Genomic DNA, 20,180 nt, shown 5'->3' on the forward strand with positions numbered 1-20,180 from the left:
AGCCCGGCCTTGTTGCCTTGGGGCTTGACCCCGCTTTCAGACCCAATCACCAATCATCGGCATGAACACGATTCGATCCGTTTGCGTCTATTGCGGCTCGTCTCCGGGCCGTGATGAAATCTATGTCAGGGCCGGTCACCTGCTCGGGCGCTCGCTTGCACGCTCCGGCCTCAGGCTGATTTATGGCGGCGGCACCAAAGGCATTATGGGCGCCGTCGCCGAAGGCGCGCTCAAGGCCGGCGGCAAGGTAACGGGCATCATTCCGCGCTTCCTGATCAACAGGGAAGCGACCGAAACCGCGCTTGACCGGCTCGACGAGCTGGTGATCACCGACAATATGCACGAGCGCAAACATAAGATGTTCGAAAAATCCGACGCCTTTGTGGCGCTGCCGGGCGGTATCGGTACGGTCGAGGAGATCGTCGAAGTCATGACCTGGGCGCAACTCGGCCATCATCGCAAGCCGATCGTCTTCGGCAATGTCGGTGGCTTCTGGGATCCGATGCTGGCTTTGCTTGATCATATGGCGGCGGAAGGCTTCATTCACACCGCGCAAAGGGTCAAGCCGCTGGTCGTCAACGACCCCGAGGCCATCGTCGCCGCCATCATGGTGGCAGGCTCCTCCGTCGACGCCCCGACCGAGGGCGTGCAGTCGGTGATCGATAAGATGTGAGATTAGGGGAGTAAGGGAATAGGCAGTAGGGAATAGAGAAAGATACTGCCTACTGCCTACTGCCTACTGCCTACTGCCTACTGCCTACTGCCTACTGCCTACTGCCTACTGCCTTCCTCAAATCCCCAATCACCGCCCGCCGGTCATGCCGCCGCCAGGCCAGATGGATCGACACCGTGCGTTCGAACCATGGCAAATCGCGGAACGCGATCCGCGGCGGTGCGGCGGCACGCAGGCTGGATTGAACCGTCGCCAGGCCGAGGCCGGCGCTGACCAGGCCGAGCGAGGTCAGTGGATCGGCTGTTTCATAGGCGATGTCGGGCAGAAAGCCGGCCTTTGCACAGGCGGCGAGGAACTGGCCGCGATTGGTGTCGTCGGGCTGGCGCACCACGGTGATCCAGGTGCGGCCGTCGAGATGCCGCGGCCCGATGTCGGCTAGCGCGACAAGTGGATCATCCTCGGGGATAGCCAGCACCAGCGGCTCGCGCCGCACCAGCATGCTGTCGATGTCCGGATCGTCGGCCGGGGCCGGAGCGTAGACGAAGCCGAGATCGAGCACACGCTGCCGCAAATCATCGAACTGCGCGGCCGTGCGCCGGCTCCTGAGCTGAAGATGGAAATCCGGCCGCTCGCGGCGGAACTGCCTGAGCATGTCGGCGACCAGCCCGGCATGCACCGCGCCCTCGACATAGCCGATGGCGAGACGGCCGACCGCGCCGCTGGCGAGGTTGCGGCCGAATTCCTCCACACGCCGCGCATCGGCGAGCAGCGCGCGGGCCTCGGTGAGGAAAGCGCGGCCCTCGGCATTGAGATGGACGCGCTGCCTTGCCCGTTCGAACAGGGCGACGCCCAGTTGCGCCTCGAGCTGCATGATCTGCCGGCTGAGCGGCGATTGCGAAATATGCAGGATTTCGGCGGCGCGGCCGACATTGCCGGTCTCGGCGACGGTGACGAAATATCTGATCTGGCGCAGGTCGAACAATTTTTCTCCGAAGCTCCAAGTCCTGATGGGTCTTAACTTTAGCCTAGTCAGTCTTGGACAGTCTGACCATCGAAAAGCGATACTCGGCCATCCCAACCAAGGAGACCGACATGCAGTTCTTTGCCCTTCTCACCCGCAACACCGCCAAGTTCAGTGACGCGGACTTCGCACCGCTCCTGCCCGGCGAGGCCGAGCAGCGGCGCACGCTCTACGCCGAAGGCGCGGTGCGCCAGGTCTGGAACCGCGGCGATATTCCCGGCAGCGGCATGATGTTCGAGGCGGACGACGACGCCGAAGTGCGCGGCCATCTCGCCACTCTGCCATTGGTCAAGGCCGGCATGATGGACGTCGCGGCAATCGTACCGCTCAACCCCTATCCCGGGTTCGGGCCGAAGCGCTGAACCGCCGCAATTGCAATGCGGTGATGGCGAAAGGCGCCGTCACCGCATTGCCGCCTGCCCGACACTCTGTGATCGGCTGTCAAGAAACCGTCACACGGAACCGGGTTCGTGCGTGCTAGAAATCGCGGCCAGGTGCCGCTGCACGGCGCCGCCTTGCAACTCGTATCTGGCACAGCGCCCTATGGACACCGCCCTCCCCGAAGGCACCGACCTGTCGCCCTATCTGCCCGACGAGCACGGGCTGTTCTTCATCTATCATTTCACCGCCAGTGGCCTGCGCACCAAGGATCCTGCGCAAGCGCAGTGGACCTGGCGCAGCTATCAGATCACCGACCTGCACGCCCGCCAGGAGATCGGCGCCGAAAAGGCGCTGCCCGCGCCGGCCCGCGATGCCTTCCTCGCGCCCAGCCATGGCTGCCATATCGACTACGAGGACAACTGGCTCTTTGGCGATTTGCCTGATCTCAGGCACGATTTTTCGGAGGCGCGCGGGCTCGTCCATTTCCGCTTTGCCTTCAACGACACGATGCTGATCGGCGCCCGCAAGCAGCCGCTGGAGTCGGTCGACGCGATCCGCAAGGCGGTGGAGAACGGATCGCGGAAATTCCGCTCGCCGGCGGAGCTGATCGAGGCGGTGATGGGCCAGTCGCTCGACGGCATGGCGACAGAACTCGGCAAGCTCGGCGACACGCTCGACGGCATCGAGGACCGCGTGGTGCGCGACGCATGGCACAATGAGCGCCAGGCGCTGGTCGAGGCGCGCCGGCAACTGGTGGTGATCCATCGGCAGATGGCGACGCTGACCAACCTGTTCCGGCATCTCGACCATTCGCATCGCGACGAGCTGCCTGACCTGATCAACGACATGGCGGCCAGGCTCTCGCACCGGGCGCTCACGCTCTACAATGACGGCGAGCAGTTGCAGGCGCGCACGAGGCTGCTGCAGGACGAGCTGATGGCCAAGCTGACCATGCAGTCGAACCAGTTGCTCTATGTTCTCTCCGTCATGACGGCGGTGCTGCTGCCGATGACCATCATCTCTGGCCTGTTCGGCATGAATGTCGGCGGCCTGCCGCTGGTCGATACGCCAATAGGCTTCTGGGTGGTGACGGCGGTGTCGGTGGTTATCGCGGCGGCCACCTATCTGTTCGTCAGGCGGCTCGGCCGGGGATTGTAACGGCAGCCCGCGGTTTCACGCCAAGGCGCGAAGATCCTCGATGATGGTGCCGGCCGCGCGGACTTCCGCTTCATGATCAGGCTCGCGCCAGGTCTCCGCGAGGCCCGCGGCGTACCATTCGCGCATCGCCGGCAGCGCCAGCAACTGCGCCGAATAGGCGGACGCCGCGCCCTCGAAAGAGAGCCCGTAGGACTGCGCCCTGAACGCCACCGGGGCGAAAAAGGCATCGGCGGCGGTGAAATGCGCGCCGGCGAGAAACGGCCCTCCGAAACGGGCAAGGCCATCGTTCCAGAGACCGCCGAGGCGGAAGAGATCCTGCTTCAACGCATCGGACATCGGAAACGGTTCGACGCGCACGCCGCAACTCATCGGGCATGCGCCGCGCAAAGCTGTGAAACTCGAATGCATTTCGGCGGCGGCCGAACGCGCCCAGGCACGCGCCTTGGCCTCGACAGGCCAGACACCGTGATGCCGCTCGGCCAGATATTCGACAATGGCAAGCGAATCCCAGACCGCCCAGCCATCGTCGGTCAGGCAAGGCACCCGCCCGTTCGGCGAGAACGATCGGTAAAGGCTCCAGCTCGATCCGGTTGGAAACGGCGTCAGCCGCTCTTCGAACGCAATGTCCAGCTCTCGCATCAGGATCCATGGCCGCAGCGACCATGAGGAATAGTTCTTGTTGGCAATGTGCAGCTGGTACATCGAAACTCCCTATCGGGCGGAGGCCTTGCGTGCCGACGTCAGCATCGACCAGGAATAGATCGCCAGTGCCGCCCAGATCAGCGCGAAGGCGAGCGCCTGGGTGGTGCCGAACGGTTCATCGAAGATCAGCACGGCGATCAGGAACACCATGGTCGGCGCGATGTACTGCATGATGCCGATGGTGGAGAGCCGCAGCAGCTTGGCGCCGAAGGCGAACAGCAACAGCGGCACCGATGTGACCGGACCGCAGCCGATCAGCAATGCCGTGTCGGTGCTGTTGCTGGACACGATGTGGTCCTGTCCGGTCGCGATCAGGTAGACGATGTAGCCAAGTGCCGGCACAGACAGCAAAAGCACTTCCAGCAGAAAACCCTGGCTTGGCCCGATCGGCAGCGTCTTGCGGAAGAAGCCGTAGGCGGCGAAGGAAAACGCCAGCGCCAGCGATACCCAGGGCAGCTTGCCGCCCTCGATCGTCAGCACCGCCACGGCGACCGCCGCAAGCACAACCGCCGCGATCTGCAAGCGGTCGAGCCGTTCGCCAAGCAACAGCGCGCCGACGACCACACTAACCAGCGGATTGATGTAATAGCCAAGCGCGGTCTCGACGGTGCGGTCGACGGCGATCGCCCAGACATAGATGCCCCAGTTGACCGAGATCAGCGCCGCCGTCAGCGCGGCCATGGAAATGGTGCGCGGCGAGCGCAATGCCGCCTTGAAGTCCGCCGTGCGGCCGGCCCAGATGAGAACCGCAGCGGCGATCGGCACCGACCAGACGATGCGGTGCGCAATCACCTCGGCCAGCGGCAGATGCGCCACCGCCTTCATGTAAAACGGCAGCAACCCCCACAAGAGGTAAGCACCCAGCGCCAGCAGGAAGCCGCGCCGGGCTTTCGAATCCGCGTCGAGTGTAATTACTTCAGTGGCCATGGCCAACGCTATGGCGCAGTCACCTCTGCAAGACCATCGCAAAGTTCTGATGGATCAATGGACTTTCGCTGATGGTTCAAACTTACTCGGCCGCAACAAGGCCTGCCATCTCGCGGTTCTTCATCAGTTTGTAGACGATCGAATCCATCAGCGCCTGGAAGGACGCGTCGATGATGTTTTCGGAAACCCCGACAGTCCACCAGCGCGCGCCGGTGCCGTCATGCGATTCGATCAGAACCCGGGTGATGGCCTCGGTGCCGCCATTGAGGATACGCACCTTGAAATCGGCGAGTTCCAGATCGACGATCTCGCTTTGGTATTTGCCCAGATCCTTGCGCAGCGCGATGTCGAGCGCGTTGACCGGGCCATGCCCTTCGGCCACCGACATCTTCTCTTCGCCGTCGACCAGCACTTTCACGATGGCTTCGGACACCGTCTTCAACTGGCCGTTGGCGTCGAAACGCCGCTCGACCATACAGCGAAACGAGGTGACGTTGAAGAACTCCGGCAGGCCATGCAGCATCTTGCGGGCCAGCAGTTCGAAGGAGGCGTCGGCGCCCTCGTAGGCGTAGCCTTCGGCCTCGCGCTCCTTGACCACGGCAATCAGCGCGTCGAGCCGGTGATCGTCCCTGGGCACATCAATGCCACGCCGCTTCAGCTCGGCGAGGAAATTGGCCTTGCCGCCCTGGTCGGAAACCATGACGCGGCGACGGTTGCCGACCGTTTCCGGCGGCACGTGCTCATAGGTCGCCGGCTCCTTGGCCAGCGCCGAGGCATGGATGCCGGCCTTGGTGGCGAAGGCCGAGGCGCCGACATAGGGCGCCTGCGCTTCAGGCGCACGGTTCAAGAGTTCGTCGAAGGCGCGCGACAGCCTGGAGATGCCGGTCAGCGCTTCCGCCGAAATGCCAGTCTCGAAGCGATCGGCGAAGGCCGGCTTCAGCGCCAGCGTCGGCACGATCGAGATCAGATTGGCGTTGCCGCAGCGCTCGCCGATGCCGTTCAGCGTGCCCTGGATCTGGCGCACGCCTGCCTGGACGGCGGCAAGGGAATTCGCCACGGCCTGGCCGGTATCGTCATGGGCATGGATGCCGAGATGGTCGCCTGGAATGCCGGAAGCGATCACCTTCTCGACGATGGCGCGCACTTCCGATGGCTGCGTGCCGCCATTGGTGTCGCACAACACCACCCAGCGCGCACCGGCGTCGTAGGCCGTCCTGGCGCAGGCCAGCGCATAGTCCGGATTGGCCTTGAAGCCGTCGAAGAAATGCTCGCAGTCGACCATCGCCTCCTTGCCCGAAGCGACCGATGCCTCGACCGAGGCCTTGATGGCATCGAGGTTTTCCTCGTTGGTGCAGCCGAGCGCGACACGGACATGGTAATCCCAGCTCTTGGCGACGAAGCAGATGGCGTCCGACTTCGATTGCACAAGGGCGGCAAGGCCGGGATCGTTGGAAGCCGAGACGCCTGCCCGCTTGGTCATGCCGAAGGCGACAAATTTGGCCTTCGCCGTGCGTTTCTGCTGGAAAAACGCGGTGTCGGTCGGATTGGCGCCGGGATAGCCGCCCTCGACGTAGTCGAAGCCGAATTCATCGAGCAGCCTCGCGATGGCGATCTTGTCCTCGACCGAAAAGTCGATGCCCGGCGTCTGCTGGCCATCGCGCAGTGTGGTGTCGAAGAGATAGAGGCGTTGCTTTTTCATGATGGCAAGGTGCTTGAGCACCCCCCTCTGGCCTGCCGGCCATCTCCCCCGCAAAGGGGGAGATCGGCAGCTTTGATGACAGCGCTGGTCCTGCAACGTCGACGATTGGCGAAAGCGAAGGCGACATCCAATCTCCCCCCTTGCGGGGGAGATGTCCGGCAGGACAGAGGGGGGTGTGAAGGATCGCCGTGCATCGACTATACCTTCCCCGCAAACCGGTCGGTCGCCCGGATCAACTGGTCCAGTATGCCCGGCTCCGAATAGGCATGGCCGGCGCCCTCGATCAGGTGGAAATCCGCCCTCGGCCAGGCCTTGTGCAGCGCCCAGGCGTAGCGCGCCGGACACGGCATGTCGTAGCGGCCATGGACGATGGTGCCGGGAATGTCCTTGAGCCTGTGCGCGTCGCGCAGAAGCTGCCCCTCCTCCAGCCAGCCGGCATGGACGAAATAATGGTTCTCGATACGGGCGAAGGCGACGGCGTAGTCGTCCTCGCCAAATGGCCCGCTGGTCTCCGGCTCTGGCAGCAGCGTGATCGTCTCGCCCTCCCACAGGCTCCAGGCGCGGGCGGCCTCGATCTGCGCCTTGCGATCCGTGCCGACCAGCCGCTTGCGATAAGCCGCCATCATATCGCCGCGCTCGGCTTCGGGGATCGGCGCCAGGAAACGTTCCCACTTGTCGGGAAACATCTCGGAGACGCCGAACTGGTAGTACCATTCGAGTTCGGCCCGGGTCAGCGTGTAGATGCCGCGCACCACCAGTTCGCTGACGCGATCGGGGTGGGTCTCGGCATAGGCGAGTGCCAGCGTCGAGCCCCAGGAGCCGCCGAACACCAGCCATTTGTCGAAGCCGGCCATCTCGCGCAGGCGCTCGATGTCGGCGACGAGATGCCAGGTCGTGTTGGCCTCCAGCGAGGCGTTCGGCGTCGATTTTCCGCAGCCGCGCTGGTCGAACAGGACGACGTCGTAGAGTTTCGGGTCGAACAGCCGCCGGTGCTTCGGCGAAATGGTGCCGCCCGGCCCGCCGTGCAGGAACACGGCCGGCTTGGCGCCCTTGGTGCCGGAACGCTCCCAGTAGACCTGATGACCGTCGCCGACATCGAGCATGCCTGAGTCGAACGGTTCGATTTCCGGATAGAGGGTGCGCAAGCTCATAGTTTCAGGCCCTGTTGCGGCCAGTTGGCCGTTTCGTGATCGGGATGCTGGAAGGAGATGATCTGCTCCTGCCTTGTGTAGAAGTCTGGATCCTGGTGGATGGGCTGATCGAAGATCGTCTCCACCCAGGGCAGCCGCGCGGCGTAATTGACCTGGATCTGCGGCGCCAGATCCGAGCGGTCGTCGAAGGCGCCAATGGCAATTTCGAGACCGCCGGGCTGGCGGTAGGTCAGCGGTGTGCCGCAACGAGCGCAGAAGCCGCGATCGATATTTACCGACGACTGGAAATAGCTCGGTTCCTCATGAGTCCATTCGACGCCGTCCTTTGGCACCGTCACCAAGGCGCCGAAGAAGGAGCCGAACTGCTTCTGGCACATGCGGCAGTGGCAGATGGACGGGCGCCCGAGCGCGCCCTTGATGCGGAAGCGCACGGCGCCACATTGGCAGCCGCCGGTTCGAACCTGATCGGTCATGACTTTTCCTTTGGCGGCCACTGTTCCGTATCGTGGTCCGGGTGCTGATATGAGACGAGATCGGCGAGATACGGAGCCGATGATATATCGGCCATCGTCTCCTCGCCCGGCAGTTTCGGGATGGCGTCCACATAGGGCAGTTTTGCCTCGGTGCCCCACTGGATCGACGGCACGATCTCCGCCGGATTGTCGAACGCACCGATGGCGAGACCGACACCATCAGGCGCGGTAAAGGTCAGCGGCGTCCCGCAATTGGCGCAAAACCCTCGATCGACATGGCTGGACGAGCGGAAATATTTCGGCTCGCCGCGCGTCCAGTCGAGCTTGGCGCCGCGCACGGATACCAACGGTGCGTAGAACGAGCCGAACGCCTTCTGGCACATGCGGCAGTGGCAGACCGAGGCATCGTCAAGCGCGCCCTCGACGCGGAAGCGCACCGCGCCGCACTGGCAGCCGCCTGTGTAGACCGGCCGGTTGTCGAGGCTCATCGTTGCTCACTCCGGGTCATGGCAGACGGCCTCGACATTGTTGCCGTCGGGATCGAAGACGAAGGCGCCATAGTAGCTCGGATGATAGTGCGGGCGCAGACCAGGCCCGCCATTGTCCTTGCCGCCGGCGGCAAGGGCCGCCGCATGGAAGGCATCGACCTCGGCACGGCTGCGCGCGGTGAAGGCAACGTGCTGGTGCTCTCTCGGCTTGTTCTTGCCGGTACTCAACCAGAACACCGGCCGGTCGCGGCCATAGCCGCCGACCTTGGCGCCGCCGGTGTATTCCAGCGGCACCATATAGAGCAACGACGCACCAAGCGGCGCCATCGCCTTGTCGTAGAAAGCCTTCGAAACATCGAAATCGGCAACGGTGATGCCGAGATGGTCGATCATGAAACAGCCTCCCTTGCTGGTTCGCCCGCCGGCCTCGCGGCATTGCCCAAGCCGGCCTCGATGACAATGTGCTGGCAGACATTGTCGATATCGCGAATGACGTCATCGTTCCAGAAGCGGAGGACGGTCCAGCCGCTGGCTTTCAAATAGGCGCTTCGCGCCTCGTCATGCCGCAGATGTTCGGCATCTGCATGCTGGCTGCCATCGACCTCAACAACGAGGCGACAGGCCGAGCAAGCGAAATCAACAATGTAAGGGCCGATCGGCACTTGCCGGCGAAAGCTCATTCCCATCAGTCGGTGGGCGCGCAATTCGTTCCAAAGCTTCAGCTCGGCATCGGTCATGACGCGCCGCATGGATTTCGCATTCTTGCGCTGTCGTGGCGGAACGAGGTCGTGCCCCATCAAGCACCCCTACGCTGAAGATTGGCAAAACCGATGAGGCCGACCGATCTCCCCCGGAAGGGGGGAGATCGGCTGTCGCCAGCGCCTCCGCCAACCTTGCAAAGGCGCTTGGCGCCGCCCTCACCGCTTCACCTCCCACGTCGTCACACGTTCGCCGGTGACCGGATCCTTGCCGTCCTTCAGCTGTACACCTTGCGCCAAAAGGTCGTCGCGGATGCGGTCGGCTTCGGCCCAGTTCTTGGCGGCGATCAATTCCAGGCGCCTGGCGATCGACCTCGCGACCTCGGCCTCGTCGACCCTGGCCGCGCCGATGTCGAAGCCGAGGAAGAGAAGTGCGGCCTTGAGCGAAGCGGCGGCGGCGTTCTCGCCATGGCCTTCGACTTCGCTGGCCTCGCCGGCAAGCTGGGTCAATTGCTGGAAGGCAGCGTAAGTGGCCAGGTCGTCGGAAAGGGCTTCCACGACCTTAGCCGGCAATTGTCCCGCCGTCGGCGCCAGATCGGCCGCGCGTTTCCATTTGCGCAACGTGTTCTCCGCCTCCTCCAGCTTGCGCATCGAAAAGTCGATCGGCTCGCGGTAGTGCGTCATCAGCATCGCCAGCCGTAGAACCTCGCCCGGCCAGTTGCGGCCGCCGAAGGTCTCGGTCTCCAGCAGTTCGTGGATCGAGTAGAAATTGCCGAGGCTCTTCGACATCTTCTGCCCTTCGACCTGCAGGAAGCCGTTGTGCATCCAGACATTGGCCATGACATCGGTGCCGTGGGCGCAGCGCGACTGGGCGATCTCGTTCTCATGGTGCGGGAAGATCAGGTCGAGGCCGCCGCCATGGATATCGAAGACTTCGCCGAGATAGGCCGCCGACATCGCCGAGCATTCGATGTGCCAGCCAGGCCTGCCCCTGCCCCACGGGCTCCGCCAGCCCGGCTCTTCGGGCGACGACAGTTTCCACAGCACGAAATCGCCAGGGTTCTTCTTGTGCGCATCGACGGCGATGCGGGCACCGGCCTGCTGCTCGTCGAGATTGCGCTTCGACAACTGGCCGTAGTCCGGCATCGACGCCGTGTCGAACAGAACTTCACCTGCCGCGACATAGGCATGGCCGCGTTCGATCAGGCTTTGAATCAAGCTGATCATGTCGGCCTTGCCGTCGGCGCGGGGCTCGACGAATTCGGTGGCGCGCGGTTCGACGGTCGGCTCCAGGCAGCCGAGCGTGGCGACATCCCTGTGGAACTGGTCGGCGGTCTTTTCGGTCACCCGCCGGATAGCTTCGTTGAGCGACAGCTTTCCGGCTGATATCTCGTCGCCGAAATCGCGCAACGCGCGCGCGTTGATCTTGTCGTCGACGTCCGTGATGTTGCGCACATACGTGACATGCGTTTCGCCGTATACATGGCGCAGCAAGCGAAACAGCACATCGAAAACGATCACCGGCCTGGCATTGCCGATATGGGCGAAATCGTAGACGGTCGGGCCGCAGACATACATGCGCACATTCAGCGCATCGATCGGCGTGAAGTCCGCCTTCGTCCGCGTCAGCGTGTTGTAGAGGCGCAGGCCCTTAGATGCGTCAGACATTCCATGCCTTCCCGGTTCCGAACTTTTTGTCTGGATGGAGCCGGCCCCGCGCCGAGGCGCAAATCAGGCTCCAGCCTGCTGGCCGGGGCGTTTGTCCAATCTAGGGGAAGATGAGGCGAAAACGTCCGGACCAGCGCGAGGCTAGCCAATAATGCAAATGCCACAAATGGCGAAAGACGTTTTCATGGGCGGCTTTATCGCCTTGGCCAGTGTTGCCGTCAAGTCGCTGATCCCAGGAAAAACGTCATAAAGACGGTGAAGCGCGTCGCTCGATCACGCGGAATCAGGCAGTGAAACATTTTATTAAACATGTCGGCACAGTCATGAAACATTCGCCGGCTAGATCACCAAGCGTCACGATTTGGTCGGAATCAACCATCAAACGCAGACACGAAGACGTTACCAGGGAAGAGAAAGATGCCTCGAAGCAAGCAAGACGCCAACCGCGCCAAGCAACCGGCGCTGGCCAGCCACTATCGCGCAATCGGTCCGGCCGCGATCGTCGCAGCCCTTCTTCACACCGCTAAGAAGAAGAAGCCTGCGCAGAAGATCGTATCGCCCCGCGCGGCCTGAAGCGGTACGCGTCCGCCGCAACCGCCGGCGGTCGGGGCGCAAACAGGTGCCTTGAAAATGAAGCCCTCGACGGGCTTGGCTAGAACAGCGTCATCTGACCGTCGTCCGCGCCAGGCTTCTGGCGCCTGACCTTCTCGGGCTCCGGTCCGATCTCGCCCCTCTCCTGAATTTCCGGTCCGGTGTTGGCGACCTTGTTGACGAGGTCGGAAACGGGGATCGCTTCGAAGAAATCAAGCCGCGCCGGCCGCAGCAGGTCGGCGACATCGCGCGGCTCGAGCGTGCGGCAATCCAGCCAGCGGGCGAAATCCCCGGGATCGACGACCACGGGCATCCGGTCGTGGATATGGGCGATGTCGCCATTGGCATTGACGGTCAGGATCGCGCCCGTATCCATTTCCGAGCCGCCCGGCTCGGCATAGGTTTCGATCAGGCCGGCAAAGGCCACCAACCCGCCATGCCGGGGCCGTATCCAGTAGGGTTGCCCCTTCTTGCCGCCCGTTTGCCGCCACTCGTAGAAGCCGGATGCCGGGACCAAAGCGCGGCGATGGCGCATGGCCGCCTTGAACGAGGCCTTCTCGATCGCGCCTTCCGAGCGGGCGTTGAACAGCAGCGGGAACTCCCTGGTGTCCTTGACCCAGGTGGGAATTAGGCCCCAGCGCACCAGCATCGACTGGCGGTCCGGCAGGTTGGAGCCTGGCGCCCGCGGCACCCCGGAGATCGCCATCAGCACTGGCTGCGTCGGCGCGATGTTGTAGCGCGCCGGAAATTCCTCCAGCTCGGCCAAGCCCAGAAAGGCGGCCGTCTGGTCCGGCGTTGCGGTCAAGGCAAAGCGTCCGCACATGATCGATCGTGCCTCTCGAATGGTTGCGCAAGAAAGTGGCGATGGAACAGCCGCACTGCAACCGCTAAAGCTGTCCGGCACTAGCCGTCCACAGCGGGCTGCGGCGATCGAACGGTTGGGAGCCATGAACGAACAACGAAAGATACTGCCGGCAGTCTCGGTCGCGGTGGTGCGTGGTGACACCGTGCTCTTGGTCAAGCGCGCAAGGCCGCCTTCGCAAGGGCTCTACGCCTTTCCGGGCGGCAAGGTCGAGGCCGGCGAGACACTGGAGGTTGCCGCGAAGCGCGAGTTGCTGGAAGAAACCGGTTTGCACGCCGCCGGTTTTCGCCCGCTTCGGGAAATCCATATCGACGGCAGGGATGAGAGCCATCCGGTCGACTACCGCCTCACGGTCTTCGGCGCCGCTTATGCCGGCGGCGAGGCAGTGGCCAGCGACGACGCCGAGACGGCCGCGTTCTACACGCTCAGTGAGATGGCGGCGTTGCCGCTCGCCGGTTCGGTGTTCGCGGTGGCACAGGATCTGCTGGGTCGACCCGACGGTTCCCCTGCAAGCCGCTGAAATCCGCCACCGTCCCGCTGGAAACGCCTTGCAGGCGACAAATTGTTTGGCCAGATAGACGTATGAGCCGCACTTCCCTTCTCGTCGTTTTGTGCCTTGCCGCCAGCACGGGCCTAGCGGTGCGGCCGGCATTGAGCGCGGAGGCGCCGTTCGAGCCTGGCTTGATGCGGCTGGCCGAGGTTTTGGGATCGCTGCATTTCCTGCGTAATCTGTGTGGCGAGAAGGGCGACCAGTGGCGCGTCGAGATGGAAAAACTGCTCGATTCGGAAAATCCGGATGCCGAACGGCGCGCCCGCTTCATCGCCAGCTTCAATCGCGGCTACCGCTCTTTCGGCGGTACCTATACGCAATGCACCGCATCAGCCACAGAAGCCATCAGCCGTTACATGAAGGAAGGCGAGACGCTGACGCGTGACATCGCCTCGCGCTACGGCAACTAGGGCAATTCCGGGAAAAGTGTGATGCGGTTTTCCAGGGACAACGGGGAAGCTCTCCAGGCGTCCATCAACAGATATCCGGGCAGCTGAGAGCGGCGCCGGGCATATCCGGCTTGTGCCAGCCAGTGTCTTGGTGCAATCCTGATGTTGCACTTCTGCAACAACGTTAATCAAACGTTAGCGCACAAATGTGGAATTAACTCAAACTGAAGGTTTTCACCCCGCAGGCCGGCCTAATCGGCTAAGTTTGATCCGAGTTGAATGCAACTTCGCCAGGCGCAGTCGCCCCTTTGTAAAGCGCGATCAAAAAAATGTCGTATTTACAAATACTTACTTAGGGCTGCGTGTAAAACGGAACAGATCAAGCCTGATTCACACAGATGGATCGCCGCTTGAAAGGGTGGACATCGCTATGGAACATGGTGTCAACGACATCGACGCGCTGGTCAGGGAAGAAAAGCGCCTGACGGCGGTGGAGAGCCACAGCGAAGCTTGGGCGGAAGGCCTTTCGGCCGGCATCGAGCCCGAGATCATTGCCGAGGCGGCGCTTGAGACCGCATTTGGTGAAATGTTGCGCGCCAACGGCGAGACATCGGCCCTTGCCCTGCTCGACCGCATGCGCGAGAAGGTGATTGCTGGCGCCTTCGAACCCGAGCGGCTGCGGCACTGAACCGATATCAGGTTCTTTGACCATCAAGTGTCGTTCGGGCATCATGCCCGGAAGCAGGGAGATACGGGCAGTGAATTTTCCGATGTCAGGCAAGCCGAAGGGCTTGGTCCTTTACATCCGTATCGCTGCTTGCTGTGCCGCGTTTACACTGGTGGCTTGTCTTGAGAGCAGCCCTGCCCATGCGTTGAGCCAGATCCAGCGCGAAGAGCTTCCGTCCCCTGTCACGCCGCCGACGGATAGCGACAGTTCGGCGCCCGGAAGTACAGTCCCGATGCCGGATCCCGTGGGAACGCCTTCGACCAGCCAGCCGGCTGCTCCGGCCGCGGCGGAACCCGACAGCCCATCGGATGGCAGCAGCAACAGGCCGCGTGTCGACCCCGAAGCGCCCCTGCCGGAGGTGGTGTACGACCTCGCCAAGCTGCCCGAGCCCGTGCGGCGCATGCACGACCTGATTATCGAGGCTTGCAGGACCGGCGACATCGAAAAGCTCAGGCCATTGATCGGCAAGGGCGACAGCATGACCCAGCTGTCGCTGACCGACATCGACGGCGACGCCATCGCCTTCCTCAAGGGGCTCTCCGGCGACCCGGACGGCCAGGAAATCCTGGCCATTCTGGAAGAAGTGCTCAGCGCCGGCTATGTCCATGTCGATGCCGGAACACCGCAGGAACTCTATGTCTGGCCGTATTTCTTCGCGCTGCCGCTCGACAAGCTCGACGCCAAGCAGCGGGTCGAGCTGTTCAAGATCGTCACCGCCGGCGATTTCGACGACATGAAGCAGTTCGGCGCCTACATCTTCTACCGCGTCGGCATCACGCCCGCCGGGCAGTGGACCTTCTTCGTCGCCGGGGATTGAGCGGGCCTACCCTCCCCAGGGAACGGTCGCCATGGAACAGCCGGGCAGGTATGGCGCCGCCACTAACCGGGCCCTTCGGTCCGAGCCTATGCCGGCAGCGCCTCGGAAAACTCGACGGGCCTGCCCTGGCTTGGTGTGACGATTTCGCCTTCCCACATGATGCGGCGACCGCGAATGACGGTGCCGACCGGCCAGCCGGTGACCTGCTTGCCGTCATAGGGTGTCCAGCCGGCCTTCGAACCGGCCTGCGCGTTGGTGATGGTTTCGCGCCGCTTCATGTCGACGATGGTGAAGTCGGCGTCATAGCCGGCGGCGATGCGGCCTTTTCCAGCCATGCCGAAGATACGCAGCGGGCCGTGGCTGGACAGGTCGACGAAGCGCTGCAGCGTCAGCCGGCCGGCATTGACGTGGTCGAGCATGACCGGCACCAGCGTCTGTACGCCAGTCATGCCCGAGGGCGAAGCTGGATAGGTTTTTGCCTTTTCGGCCAGTGTGTGGGGCGCGTGGTCGGAGCCGAGCACGTCGACGATGCTTTGCGCGATGCCATGCCAGACGCCGTCGCGGTGGCGCGCGGCCCGTACGGGCGGGTTCATCTGGATCAGCGTGCCGAGCCGCGCATAGTCGTCGGCGCTCAGCGTCAGATGGTGCGGCGTCGCCTCGCAGGTCGCGACATCCTTGTGCCGTTCGAGGAACAGGATCTCCTCGGCGGTCGAAATGTGCAGGACATGGATGCGGGCGCGAACGCTGCGCGCAACGCGCACCAGCCGCTCGGTGCAGCGCAAGGCGGCGATCTCGTCACGCCAGACCGGATGCGATGACGGGTCGCCCTCGATGCGTTCGCCAAGGCGCTCACGCAGCCGGAACTCATCCTCCGAGTGAAAGGCCGCACGGCGGCGGGTATTTCGCAGGATCGAGGCGACGCCTTCATCATCCTCGACCAGCAGATCGCCGGTTGACGATCCCATGAAGACCTTTATGCCCGCCGCGCCGGGCAACCGCTCAAGTTCGCCAACATCCTTGGCGTTGTCGCGTGTACCGCCGACCCAGAACGCAAAATCGCAATGCATGCGGCCACTGCCGCGCCGAACCTTGTCGGCAAGCGTTGCCTCGCTGGTGGTCAACGGATTGGTGTTGGGCATCTCGAATACGGCTGTGACGCCGCCGAGCACCGCTGCCCGCGAGCCGGTTTCCAGATCTTCCTTGTGCTCCAGTCCGGGCTCGCGAAAATGCACCTGGCTGTCGACGACGCCCGGCAGGATGTGCAGGCCACGGCAGTCGATCGTTTCGCCGGCCGAGGCTTGGCCGAGATCGCCTATCGCGGCGATGCGCCCGCCCTTGACGCCGATGTCGCGCAGCCCCTCGCCGTCATGGTTGACCACAGTGCCGCCTGTCAGGATGAGGTCGTAGGTCATGGTCATGCTCTCTTGCGGGGGGAGTGCCAGCGGCTTACGTAATGGCCAACCGTTTTGCAAGATCAGGCTTTCATTCGCCCCATGCCCTTTACCCTGCTGAAAGACCGCGCGCTGATTTCCGTCTCGGGCCCGGATGCCGAGCACTTCCTGCAGAACATCCTTACCACCGACCTCGATGTGCTGGGTGAAAGCGAAGCAAAACCGGGCGCGCTGTTGACGCCGCAAGGCAAGATCCTGTTCGACTTCCTGATCTCGCGTGCCGGTGAAAACGCCCTTCGGCTCGAATGCCGTGCCGATATCTCGGATGATTTCGTTCGCCGGCTGATGCTCTACAAGCTTCGCGCCAAGGTCGAGATTGCCAAGCCAGAACAGGCACTTGTCTCTGTTGCATGGGGAAAAGAGTCAATCGCCTTACAAAGTGATTCAACCGCAGTCGCCGACAGGCGCTTTGGTGGCGAGAGCGTCACACGCTCCTATGCCGGCGCTGCGCAAGCCGACGATGGCGCCGCATGGCAGACCTTCCGCATCGCCCACGGCATTGCCGAAAGCGGGGCCGACTATGCGCTCGGCGATGCTTTCCCGCACGACGTGCTGCTCGACGAGACAGGCGGCGTCGGCTTCAGGAAGGGCTGCTATGTCGGCCAGGAAGTCGTCTCGCGCATGCAGCATCGCGGCACGGCCAGGCGGCGTGTGTTGATTGTCCAGTCCGAGCTTCCCTTGCCCGTCGCGGGCACCGAACTGACCGTCGAGGGACGGCCGGTCGGCGCGCTCGGCTCAAGTGCTGGCACAACCGGGCTTGCCATCGCGCGCATCGACAGGGTCAAGGCGGCGCTGGACGCCGGCCGGCCGATTCTGGCGGGCGACGTGCCGGTGACGCTAATCATCCCCACCTGGGCCAAATTCAGTTTCCCGCAGGAAACCGTCGGCGCGGAGGAAGCCTGATGGCGGCGGACCGCACCGGCGCGCCGCCACGCGCCTGGCAGCGCATGCTGTCCGGCCGCCGGCTTGACCTGCTCGACCCATCGCCGCTCGACATAGAGGTTTCGGACATTGCCCATGGGCTCGCCCGCGTTGCCCGATGGAACGGCCAGACCAGCGGCGAGCATGCCTTTTCGGTCGCCCAGCATTCGCTGCTGGTGGAGGCGCTGTTCAACGAACTGATGCCCACGGCTTCGGCCGACGACCGGCTGGCGGCGCTGCTGCACGATGCGCCCGAATATGTCATCGGCGACATGATCTCGCCGTTCAAGTCGGTGATGGGCGGCAGCTACAAGGACTGCGAATTGCGCTTGCAGCGCGCCATCCATCTGCGCTTCTCGCTGCCTCCCGACCTGGCCGCGGGGTTGCGCAAGGAAATCAAGCGCGCCGACCAGATCGCCGCCTATTTCGAGGCAACGCTGCTCGCCGGCTTTTCGACCGCCGAGGCAACGGAGTTCTTCGGCCGCCCGCGCGGTTTTTCCGCCGAGCGTTTCGATTTCGCACCGCGTTCGGTGACCTGGGCACAGAATGCCTTCCTGAAGCGGTTTTCGGCGATCGAAAAATCGCGGCATCAGGCCCCGGCACCCGCGATAGGGTAGAAAACGCTAAATTAACCGGAAGCGTCAACAGTGTGATGTTCGATCACGCACCGCAGGCGCGCCCCATGCCCGTCGTGGACGTCAAGGATGGTTCGATCGTCCCGGAACGGGCGGCCGAAGGCATGGAACGCTCACGCCGCATGGAAGACGAACTGCGCGAACAGAACGAACGCTTTTCGGCTGCTGTCGGGAACATGTCGCATGGGCTTTGCATGTTCGACGCCGACGAGCGCATGATCATCTGCAACGGCAACTATATCGACATCTTCTGCCTCGACGCCAAGGTGGTGCGGCCCGGCATCTCTTTCATCGACATCCTGCGGCACAGCGTCGACATCGGCATCGCCTCGCAAAGCGCCAACGAGCTCTACGCCATCCGCAAGCCCTATATCGACCAGGCAAAACCCTCGACCTACGAGGAGGCGCTGGCGGACGGCCGCATCATCCGCATCTCGCACCGTCCGCTGGCCTCGGGCGGCTGGGTCTCGATCTACGAGGACATCACCGAACAGCGGCGCGCCGAGCAGGATCTGAAGGAACAGCATCGCCGCTTCGACGCAGCACTCGCCAACATGTCGCAAGGCCTGCTGATGTACGACGCCGACGGCAAGATGATCGTGCGCAACGAGCGTTTTCTGGAGCTTTTCAAGGTCAAGGCAGCGGATTTCCCGCTTGGAACGACGCATCGCGACGCACTCGAACGCTTGCTGGAACTCGGCATCTATACGCAGATCGACGTCGACAGCGAAGTTGCCAAGACCGAAGCCTGCCGGCGCGCGGGAAAAATCCATTCGGCCTATCGGCATCTTGCCGACGGCAGGACGATCCTGGTCACACGCCGGCCGATGAGCGGCGGCGGCTGGGTGGCGACTTTCGACGACGTCACCGAGCGCCGCCGCACCGAAGAGCGCATGACCCATCTTGCGCATCACGACACGCTGACCGGGCTGCCCAACCGCTCGATGTTTCGCGAACGGCTCGACTTTGCGCTGGAGGACGCGGCCGCGACGCCCTTGGCGGTTTTCTCGCTCGATCTCGACCGCTTCAAGGCGATCAACGACACCTGGGGGCACCCGGCCGGCGATTGGCTGCTGAAATGCGTCGCCGAGAGGCTGCAGCGTTGCCTGCGCAATGAAACAGACATTGTCGCGCGCTTCGGCGGTGACGAGTTCGTCGTCATGCAGTCCAATTTCAAGGGCATTGCCAATGCCGAGAAAATGGCGAAGCGCATCGTCGAGGCGATTTCAAAACCGTTCCGCGACGAGAACCGGGACATGCATGTCGGCATCAGCCTGGGCATCGCCGTTTTCCCCGACGACGGCAGGGACGCCGATGCGCTGTTGAAGAACGCCGATACGGCGCTCTATCGGGCGAAGAGCGAAGGACGAAACCTTTATCGCTTCTTCGAACCCGAAATGGACGCCATGGTGCAGACCCGCCGGGCGCTTGAAGTCGACCTAGAGACAGCGTTGCCGCGTCAGGAATTGGATCTCGATTTCCAGCCCATCATGAACATCGCCTCCGGCGAGATCACCGGCGCCGAGGCCTTGATGCGCTGGCATTCCCCGGCCCGAGGGACGGTCGCGCCGGACCAATTCATTCCGGTCGCCGAGGACACCGGACTGATCGTGCCGCTCGGCGAGTGGGCACTGAGGAAGGCCTGCGCGGCGGCGGCCGGCTGGCCGCCGGGTTTGCGTATCGCGGTCAACGTCTCGGCCGTGCAGCTCAGAAGCGACGGGTTTGCCCGCAGCGTCATCTCGGCACTGGCTTTTTCTGGGGTGTCGGCCGGCCAGTTGGAACTGGAAATCACTGAAACCGTGCTGATGGACGAGAGCAAAGCCGTCCTGAAGGCGCTGCGGCAGTTGCGCGACCTCGGCATCCGCATCGCGCTGGACGATTTCGGCACCGGCTATTCCTCGCTCGGCTACCTCAGGCGATTCCCGGTCGACAAGATCAAGATCGACCGTTCATTCATCCGCGACCTCGGCAATCGCGACACGGCGGCGATCGTTCGCACCATTATCGGGCTCGGTACGGAGCTTGGCATCGTCGTCACGGCCGAGGGCGTCGAGACGGAGGTGCAACTCGACATGCTGCGCCACAATGGTTGCACGGAGGCGCAGGGTTATCTGATCGGCGTGCCGTCGAAGGCGGCGGACATCCAGCGCCTGTTGAAGTCGCGTGCACCTCGCAGCCAGGCGGGCTGAGACACGCCG

The 20,180-nt window shown here is 63.4% G+C and carries 23 protein-coding genes; 11 read left to right on the forward strand and 12 right to left on the reverse strand.

The genetic code is table 11. The annotated features are described in order from the left end of the window. Window positions 1-61: 61 nt before the first annotated feature. On the forward strand, window positions 62-673 hold the full coding sequence (locus MESOP_RS26090; protein WP_013896336.1) for an LOG family protein: 612 nt from the start codon (window positions 62-64) through the stop codon (window positions 671-673). Between the two features lie 91 nt (window positions 674-764). Here MESOP_RS26090 and MESOP_RS26095 read toward each other — a convergent pair whose 3' ends face one another. Next, a complete protein-coding gene (locus MESOP_RS26095; RefSeq protein ID WP_013896337.1) occupies window positions 765-1,655 on the reverse strand; it encodes a LysR substrate-binding domain-containing protein in 891 nt (296 codons plus the stop codon). A 110-nt stretch (window positions 1,656-1,765) separates the two neighbouring features. On the opposite strand from MESOP_RS26095, the gene MESOP_RS26100 reads away from it, so the two are divergent. Then, on the forward strand, window positions 1,766-2,056 hold the full coding sequence (locus MESOP_RS26100) for a muconolactone Delta-isomerase family protein (RefSeq protein ID WP_013896338.1): 291 nt from the start codon (window positions 1,766-1,768) through the stop codon (window positions 2,054-2,056). A gap of 181 nt (window positions 2,057-2,237) precedes the next feature. After that, on the forward strand, window positions 2,238-3,233 hold the full coding sequence (locus MESOP_RS26105) for a transporter (RefSeq protein ID WP_013896339.1): 996 nt from the start codon (window positions 2,238-2,240) through the stop codon (window positions 3,231-3,233). A 15-nt stretch (window positions 3,234-3,248) separates the two neighbouring features. Here the strand turns inward: MESOP_RS26105 and MESOP_RS26110 are convergent, their stop codons facing one another. The 9 genes from MESOP_RS26110 to cysS all read right to left on the reverse strand — a co-directional run bounded on the left by MESOP_RS26110 (window position 3,249) and on the right by cysS (window position 11,039). Beyond that, window positions 3,249-3,935: a glutathione S-transferase family protein gene (locus MESOP_RS26110; protein ID WP_013896340.1), complete on the reverse strand. Its 687-nt coding sequence runs from the start codon at window positions 3,933-3,935 to the stop codon at window positions 3,249-3,251. A 9-nt stretch (window positions 3,936-3,944) separates the two neighbouring features. Then, the gene (rarD, locus tag MESOP_RS26115; protein WP_013896341.1) at window positions 3,945-4,862 is read right to left on the reverse strand and encodes an EamA family transporter RarD; all 918 of its coding nucleotides are present in this window, start codon (window positions 4,860-4,862) and stop codon (window positions 3,945-3,947) included. Window positions 4,863-4,944: 82 nt separating this feature from the next. Further along, window positions 4,945-6,561, reverse strand: a complete 1,617-nt coding sequence (cimA, locus tag MESOP_RS26120) for a citramalate synthase (RefSeq protein WP_041165016.1) — start codon at window positions 6,559-6,561, stop codon at window positions 4,945-4,947. A 197-nt stretch (window positions 6,562-6,758) separates the two neighbouring features. Further along, on the reverse strand, window positions 6,759-7,712 hold the full coding sequence (pip, locus tag MESOP_RS26125) for a prolyl aminopeptidase (protein ID WP_013896343.1): 954 nt from the start codon (window positions 7,710-7,712) through the stop codon (window positions 6,759-6,761). Beyond that, window positions 7,709-8,185 carry a GFA family protein gene (locus MESOP_RS26130; protein WP_013896344.1) on the reverse strand — a complete coding sequence of 159 codons (477 nt, stop codon included), beginning with the start codon at window positions 8,183-8,185 and terminating at the stop codon, window positions 7,709-7,711. The genes pip and MESOP_RS26130 overlap by 4 nt, the downstream gene beginning before the upstream one ends. Beyond that, complete coding sequence (locus MESOP_RS26135) at window positions 8,182-8,673, reverse strand: GFA family protein (RefSeq protein ID WP_013896345.1); 492 nt, start codon at window positions 8,671-8,673, stop codon at window positions 8,182-8,184. Before MESOP_RS26135 ends, MESOP_RS26130 begins: the two co-directional genes overlap by 4 nt. A gap of 6 nt (window positions 8,674-8,679) precedes the next feature. Continuing rightward, complete coding sequence (locus tag MESOP_RS26140) at window positions 8,680-9,066, reverse strand: VOC family protein (RefSeq protein WP_013896346.1); 387 nt, start codon at window positions 9,064-9,066, stop codon at window positions 8,680-8,682. Further along, window positions 9,063-9,470, reverse strand: coding sequence for an endonuclease domain-containing protein (locus MESOP_RS26145; protein WP_013896347.1), 408 nt, complete (start codon window positions 9,468-9,470; stop codon window positions 9,063-9,065). The genes MESOP_RS26140 and MESOP_RS26145 overlap by 4 nt, the downstream gene beginning before the upstream one ends. Window positions 9,471-9,590: 120 nt before the next feature. Then, window positions 9,591-11,039, reverse strand: coding sequence for a cysteine--tRNA ligase (cysS, locus tag MESOP_RS26150; RefSeq protein ID WP_013896348.1), 1,449 nt, complete (start codon window positions 11,037-11,039; stop codon window positions 9,591-9,593). Window positions 11,040-11,456: 417 nt separating this feature from the next. Here cysS and MESOP_RS34090 point away from each other — a divergent pair, with 417 nt between their 5' ends. After that, complete coding sequence (locus MESOP_RS34090; RefSeq protein WP_013896350.1) at window positions 11,457-11,612, forward strand: hypothetical protein; 156 nt, start codon at window positions 11,457-11,459, stop codon at window positions 11,610-11,612. A gap of 79 nt (window positions 11,613-11,691) precedes the next feature. On the opposite strand, the gene MESOP_RS26155 is transcribed toward MESOP_RS34090, so the two are convergent. Further along, on the reverse strand, window positions 11,692-12,453 hold the full coding sequence (locus tag MESOP_RS26155; RefSeq protein ID WP_013896351.1) for an SOS response-associated peptidase: 762 nt from the start codon (window positions 12,451-12,453) through the stop codon (window positions 11,692-11,694). A 124-nt stretch (window positions 12,454-12,577) separates the two neighbouring features. On the opposite strand from MESOP_RS26155, the gene MESOP_RS26160 reads away from it, so the two are divergent. From MESOP_RS26160 to MESOP_RS26175, 4 genes are all read left to right on the forward strand, one after another. Continuing rightward, a complete protein-coding gene (locus tag MESOP_RS26160) occupies window positions 12,578-13,012 on the forward strand; it encodes an NUDIX hydrolase (protein ID WP_013896352.1) in 435 nt (144 codons plus the stop codon). A gap of 62 nt (window positions 13,013-13,074) precedes the next feature. Next, window positions 13,075-13,452, forward strand: coding sequence for a TIGR02301 family protein (locus tag MESOP_RS26165; RefSeq protein WP_041164336.1), 378 nt, complete (start codon window positions 13,075-13,077; stop codon window positions 13,450-13,452). A gap of 409 nt (window positions 13,453-13,861) precedes the next feature. Next, the gene (locus MESOP_RS26170) at window positions 13,862-14,119 is read left to right on the forward strand and encodes a hypothetical protein (protein ID WP_008874920.1); all 258 of its coding nucleotides are present in this window, start codon (window positions 13,862-13,864) and stop codon (window positions 14,117-14,119) included. A 70-nt stretch (window positions 14,120-14,189) separates the two neighbouring features. Beyond that, window positions 14,190-14,975, forward strand: a complete 786-nt coding sequence (locus MESOP_RS26175; protein WP_013896354.1) for a hypothetical protein — start codon at window positions 14,190-14,192, stop codon at window positions 14,973-14,975. 86 nt (window positions 14,976-15,061) lie between these two features. Here the strand turns inward: MESOP_RS26175 and MESOP_RS26180 are convergent, their stop codons facing one another. Beyond that, complete coding sequence (locus MESOP_RS26180; protein WP_041164337.1) at window positions 15,062-16,393, reverse strand: dihydroorotase; 1,332 nt, start codon at window positions 16,391-16,393, stop codon at window positions 15,062-15,064. Window positions 16,394-16,468: 75 nt separating this feature from the next. On the opposite strand from MESOP_RS26180, the gene ygfZ reads away from it, so the two are divergent. The 3 genes from ygfZ to MESOP_RS26195 all read left to right on the forward strand — a co-directional run bounded on the left by ygfZ (window position 16,469) and on the right by MESOP_RS26195 (window position 20,171). After that, the gene (gene ygfZ, locus MESOP_RS26185; RefSeq protein ID WP_013896356.1) at window positions 16,469-17,329 is read left to right on the forward strand and encodes a CAF17-like 4Fe-4S cluster assembly/insertion protein YgfZ; all 861 of its coding nucleotides are present in this window, start codon (window positions 16,469-16,471) and stop codon (window positions 17,327-17,329) included. Continuing rightward, window positions 17,329-17,964, forward strand: a complete 636-nt coding sequence (locus MESOP_RS26190; protein WP_013896357.1) for a YfbR-like 5'-deoxynucleotidase — start codon at window positions 17,329-17,331, stop codon at window positions 17,962-17,964. Before ygfZ ends, MESOP_RS26190 begins: the two co-directional genes overlap by 1 nt. Before the next feature lie 65 nt (window positions 17,965-18,029). Then, on the forward strand, window positions 18,030-20,171 hold the full coding sequence (locus tag MESOP_RS26195; protein ID WP_013896358.1) for a putative bifunctional diguanylate cyclase/phosphodiesterase: 2,142 nt from the start codon (window positions 18,030-18,032) through the stop codon (window positions 20,169-20,171). Window positions 20,172-20,180 lie beyond the last annotated feature (9 nt).

Origin of the sequence: Mesorhizobium opportunistum WSM2075 (assembly GCF_000176035.2) — a bacterium.
Classification (GTDB): Bacteria; Pseudomonadota; Alphaproteobacteria; order Rhizobiales; family Rhizobiaceae; genus Mesorhizobium; species Mesorhizobium opportunistum.

What these genes read in the sequence shown, in the direction of transcription:
- MESOP_RS26165 (WP_041164336.1), top strand. Translation starts at nt 13,075, where the DNA reads ATGAGCCGCACTTCCCTTCTCGTCGTTTTGTGCCTTGCCGCCAGCACG.
- rarD (WP_013896341.1), bottom strand. Translation starts at nt 4,862, where the DNA reads ATGGCCACTGAAGTAATTACACTCGACGCGGATTCGAAAGCCCGGCGC.
- MESOP_RS26170 (WP_008874920.1), top strand. Translation starts at nt 13,862, where the DNA reads ATGGAACATGGTGTCAACGACATCGACGCGCTGGTCAGGGAAGAAAAG.
- MESOP_RS26155 (WP_013896351.1), bottom strand. Translation starts at nt 12,453, where the DNA reads ATGTGCGGACGCTTTGCCTTGACCGCAACGCCGGACCAGACGGCCGCC.
- cimA (WP_041165016.1), bottom strand. Translation starts at nt 6,561, where the DNA reads ATGAAAAAGCAACGCCTCTATCTCTTCGACACCACACTGCGCGATGGC.
- MESOP_RS26130 (WP_013896344.1), bottom strand. Translation starts at nt 8,185, where the DNA reads ATGACCGATCAGGTTCGAACCGGCGGCTGCCAATGTGGCGCCGTGCGC.
- MESOP_RS34090 (WP_013896350.1), top strand. Translation starts at nt 11,457, where the DNA reads ATGCCTCGAAGCAAGCAAGACGCCAACCGCGCCAAGCAACCGGCGCTG.
- MESOP_RS26090 (WP_013896336.1), top strand. Translation starts at nt 62, where the DNA reads ATGAACACGATTCGATCCGTTTGCGTCTATTGCGGCTCGTCTCCGGGC.
- MESOP_RS26190 (WP_013896357.1), top strand. Translation starts at nt 17,329, where the DNA reads ATGGCGGCGGACCGCACCGGCGCGCCGCCACGCGCCTGGCAGCGCATG.
- MESOP_RS26140 (WP_013896346.1), bottom strand. Translation starts at nt 9,066, where the DNA reads ATGATCGACCATCTCGGCATCACCGTTGCCGATTTCGATGTTTCGAAG.
- MESOP_RS26145 (WP_013896347.1), bottom strand. Translation starts at nt 9,470, where the DNA reads ATGGGGCACGACCTCGTTCCGCCACGACAGCGCAAGAATGCGAAATCC.
- MESOP_RS26110 (WP_013896340.1), bottom strand. Translation starts at nt 3,935, where the DNA reads ATGTACCAGCTGCACATTGCCAACAAGAACTATTCCTCATGGTCGCTG.
- MESOP_RS26135 (WP_013896345.1), bottom strand. Translation starts at nt 8,673, where the DNA reads ATGAGCCTCGACAACCGGCCGGTCTACACAGGCGGCTGCCAGTGCGGC.
- MESOP_RS26180 (WP_041164337.1), bottom strand. Translation starts at nt 16,393, where the DNA reads ATGACCATGACCTACGACCTCATCCTGACAGGCGGCACTGTGGTCAAC.
- MESOP_RS26100 (WP_013896338.1), top strand. Translation starts at nt 1,766, where the DNA reads ATGCAGTTCTTTGCCCTTCTCACCCGCAACACCGCCAAGTTCAGTGAC.
- MESOP_RS26195 (WP_013896358.1), top strand. Translation starts at nt 18,030, where the DNA reads ATGCCCGTCGTGGACGTCAAGGATGGTTCGATCGTCCCGGAACGGGCG.
- MESOP_RS26160 (WP_013896352.1), top strand. Translation starts at nt 12,578, where the DNA reads ATGAACGAACAACGAAAGATACTGCCGGCAGTCTCGGTCGCGGTGGTG.
- cysS (WP_013896348.1), bottom strand. Translation starts at nt 11,039, where the DNA reads ATGTCTGACGCATCTAAGGGCCTGCGCCTCTACAACACGCTGACGCGG.
- ygfZ (WP_013896356.1), top strand. Translation starts at nt 16,469, where the DNA reads ATGCCCTTTACCCTGCTGAAAGACCGCGCGCTGATTTCCGTCTCGGGC.
- pip (WP_013896343.1), bottom strand. Translation starts at nt 7,712, where the DNA reads ATGAGCTTGCGCACCCTCTATCCGGAAATCGAACCGTTCGACTCAGGC.
- MESOP_RS26105 (WP_013896339.1), top strand. Translation starts at nt 2,238, where the DNA reads ATGGACACCGCCCTCCCCGAAGGCACCGACCTGTCGCCCTATCTGCCC.